The 3,159-nt window shown below is 33.0% G+C and carries 5 protein-coding genes; 2 read left to right on the top strand and 3 right to left on the bottom strand.

Annotation, left to right across the window (positions count from 1 at the left end; translation table 11 throughout):
* Positions 1–44 precede the first annotated feature (44 nt).
* Together CN514_RS20875 and CN514_RS20870 are read left to right on the top strand one after the other, a co-directional pair.
* The gene (locus tag CN514_RS20875) at positions 45–938 is read left to right on the top strand and encodes a prohibitin family protein (RefSeq protein ID WP_098234234.1); all 894 of its coding nucleotides are present in this window, start codon (positions 45–47) and stop codon (positions 936–938) included.
* A 148-nt stretch (positions 939–1,086) separates the two neighbouring features.
* Positions 1,087–2,373, top strand: coding sequence for a glycosyl hydrolase family 18 protein (locus CN514_RS20870; protein WP_098234233.1), 1,287 nt, complete (start codon positions 1,087–1,089; stop codon positions 2,371–2,373).
* A 53-nt stretch (positions 2,374–2,426) separates the two neighbouring features.
* Here CN514_RS20870 and tlp read toward each other — a convergent pair whose 3' ends face one another.
* The 3 genes from tlp to CN514_RS20855 form a co-directional block, all read right to left on the bottom strand.
* Positions 2,427–2,660: a small acid-soluble spore protein Tlp gene (gene tlp, locus CN514_RS20865; protein ID WP_098234232.1), complete on the bottom strand. Its 234-nt coding sequence runs from the start codon at positions 2,658–2,660 to the stop codon at positions 2,427–2,429.
* 43 nt (positions 2,661–2,703) lie between these two features.
* Positions 2,704–2,844 (bottom strand): acid-soluble spore protein N, encoded by a 141-nt coding sequence (locus CN514_RS20860; RefSeq protein WP_056476763.1) that lies wholly within the window; start codon positions 2,842–2,844, stop codon positions 2,704–2,706.
* 144 nt (positions 2,845–2,988) lie between these two features.
* Positions 2,989–3,126 carry an FbpB family small basic protein gene (locus CN514_RS20855; RefSeq protein ID WP_098234235.1) on the bottom strand — a complete coding sequence of 46 codons (138 nt, stop codon included), beginning with the start codon at positions 3,124–3,126 and terminating at the stop codon, positions 2,989–2,991.
* Positions 3,127–3,159: the final 33 nt, after the last annotated feature.

Raw genomic sequence — 3,159 nt, 5'->3', positions numbered from 1 at the left:
AGCTAAAGTAAAAAATATTTTAAAGGATAAGGGGGACAAAAATAATGGAAATTCATCCAAATGAAAAAAAGAAATCATTTTTCAATCGTAAACTAATTGGAGGAATCATCGCGGGTATTGCACTGATCTTAATCGCAACAATTCCAACATTATTTATTGAAAAAATAACACCTGGTTATGTAGGAGTTGTCTATTCACCAAATGGGGGAATACAGAAAAACACATTATCACAAGGTTGGAATTTCGTTGGTTTATTCGATAAAGTTACCGAATATCCTGTCCGTCTTCGTACTGTAGAATATAAAGACGTTGCATTAGCTACTTCAGACGGTAAAAGAATTGAAATGGATTTATCATATACATATAAAATTGATCCTTCTAAAGTAGTATCAATGTTTAACGAGTTTGGACCTGTGTCGATTGAAGAAATTGAGGATACATATTTAAAGAAACGTTTACAAGATGCAGCTCGAATTGCAGTATCAAAATACACAGTTTTACAATTATACGGTGAGAAATCAAGTAATGCCTCAGCTGATATTGAAACAATTTATAAAGAAGATGTAAAAGTACTTGGTTTCTTTGTTGAAAATTTAACACTAGGAACGCCAAAACCAGACGCAAAAACGCAGGATGCAATTGATGCACGTGTTCAAGCTGCCCAAGAAAATGATCGTAAAAAAATTGAACTAGAAACGGCTAAAATTGAAGCAGAAAAGAAAAAAGTAGAAGCAAAGGCTGATGCTGATTCACAACTAATCCGAGCACAAGGTCAAGCAAAAGCGAACCAAGTAATCCAACAAACGTTGACCAATGAATTAATTGAATACAAAAAAGCAGAGAAATGGGATGGAAAACTCCCTACTGTCTCAGGCAGTAACTCAAATATCATTCAATTCCCACTTGATCCAAATAGTGATAAAGAATCAAAAAAATAAATATTTTCCCTAAAAACCTAACTTAGGCTAGGTTTTTTATGTTCAAAATCAATTTCAATTTGCTTTTCCACCTATTCTCTTCTAATCCAAACTCTTTGGCATATATTTAATAGAGACGAATATCTACGTTTAATGGAAGGAGATAAACTTGATGCAAATTCATGTTGTAAAAAGTGGAGAAACAGTAATGAGTATTGCAGATTTTTATGGAGTTGAACGCCAAGCACTCATTAATTCAAATGCTCTTGTAGCTCCTTATAAAATAATAAAAGGTCAATCGCTTGTTGTACCAACTACAGGAAATGAATATTTTGTTCAACCCGGTGATAACTTATATGATTTAGCTTTAACCTATGGTGTAACATCAAGTCAAATTGCAACTTTAAGTGGAATTAGTCCGTATGCTTCATTACATGTCGGTCAAAAGCTACATCTTCCACCACGAAAAAAAAGAAATATTGAATCTATTGGGTATTTACAACCAACTTCAAACCCAATTAGACCAGCACTTGAAGAATCGGCTCGAACAGAAAGTAAGTTTTTAACCTATTTAGCACATTTTAGCTTTGATGCGAAAAGAGATGGTACACTAACAGAACCGCCACTTGGAAACATCCCTCAAATCGCGAGGGATAATCGCTGTATTTATATGATGGTTGTCTCTAATCTTGAAAATGGACAGTTTTCAACATCACTCGCAACCGATATATTACAAAGTCCAGCAGTTCAAGATAAACTAATAAATACAATTATTAGTACTGCTAATAAATACGGATTTAGAGAAGTAAATATAGACTTTGAAGATGTTGCTTCAACTGATCGTGTAGCTTATATTAATTTTTTAAATAAAGTAAAATCAAGGCTGCCTCAAGGATTCATATTGAGTGCTACTTTAATCCCAAAAACAAGTTCACACCAAAAAGGTAGATTTTACGAAGCTCATGATTATGCTAACATAGGTAAAGTTGTCGACTTCGTTGTAATCATGACATATGATTGGGGCTGGCAAGGCGGTCCTCCTATGGCCGTATCACCGATCGATCAAGTTCGTAAAGTAATCAACTATGCAAAAACCGTCATTCCTGTACCAAAAATTGTAATGGGTCAAAATTTATATGGATTTGACTGGAAAGTTCCATTTAAACAAGGTACTATGGCTAAAGCATTAAGTGCTGAAGCTGCTACAAATTTAGCAATTCAAATGACAAACGAAATCCTTTTTGATAACAAATCTAAAGCACCTCATTTCCGATATACAGAATCAAATGGTCAAAAACATGAAGTTTGGTTCGAAGATGCAAGATCCATTCAAGCCAAGTTTAACCTAATAAAAGAAGAGAATATACGTGGTATATCGTATTGGAAATTAGGATTACCATTTATTCAAAATTGGGAGCTTCTTGAAGCTAATTTTAATGTAGTTAAAAGAGCATAAAGAAAAGCTAGGTATTTATGAGGCTAACTCAAAATACCTAGCTTATTTTTTAATCAGTCATTTGTATTATTAAATGCTTGCTCGTCTTTTAGTTCACTTTCTAATGCTGCTATAGATTCCTCGCGACGTTGATTTTTAGCTAATGCATTTTGACGATCTTGTTCATTTCCAAATTTCATTGAAGCCTCTGCTTCTTTCATATTTTCCCTCGTATTGTTGATATTATCTTGAATTTTTCTTGCATTATCACTACGATCATCTGGCTTTGGTGTATTTGTATATTCCATCATAATTCACTCCAATTCAAAATTTGTTTTTCTGTTTTGGATTTTACCCGTTATCTACAATTGGTTGTTTACCAGTAGGATCTTTATACTGCATTTGTTTACCCTTATTCCCACCAGCTGCTTTGTTTTGAGTACCTATATGATTTGGTACAAAATCTTTAGGATGTTTTTTTGGATTTCCCATTTTATCGCCCCCTAGCGATAGTATGAGTATTGTTGCTGAAAATATGTAAGAGGAAATTAAAAAATGACCAATTTTGACAACAAAAAAAGAAGGAAATAATTCCTTCTCCTGTATAAACGAAATTCGATTTTCAAAATGACTAATTTACTCCGCTTTAGCTTTTCTTTCTAACCGTTCTTCTAGTCGATCATATATTTTATTCAAAGCTTCTTCATCATTTAATAGAGAATTTTTATTTTCAAGAATTAAATCTTGAAACGATTTATGTCTTTTCTTTCTCAAAACAATCACCTCTTCTTTTTATGTTAGTATTGC

Origin of the sequence: Bacillus sp. AFS001701, from assembly GCF_002559405.1 — a bacterium.
Lineage (GTDB): Bacteria > Bacillota > Bacilli > Bacillales > Bacillaceae_G > Gottfriedia.
Note: the sequence above shows the minus strand (reverse complement) of the source record. Positions and strands in the feature narration are given on the sequence as shown.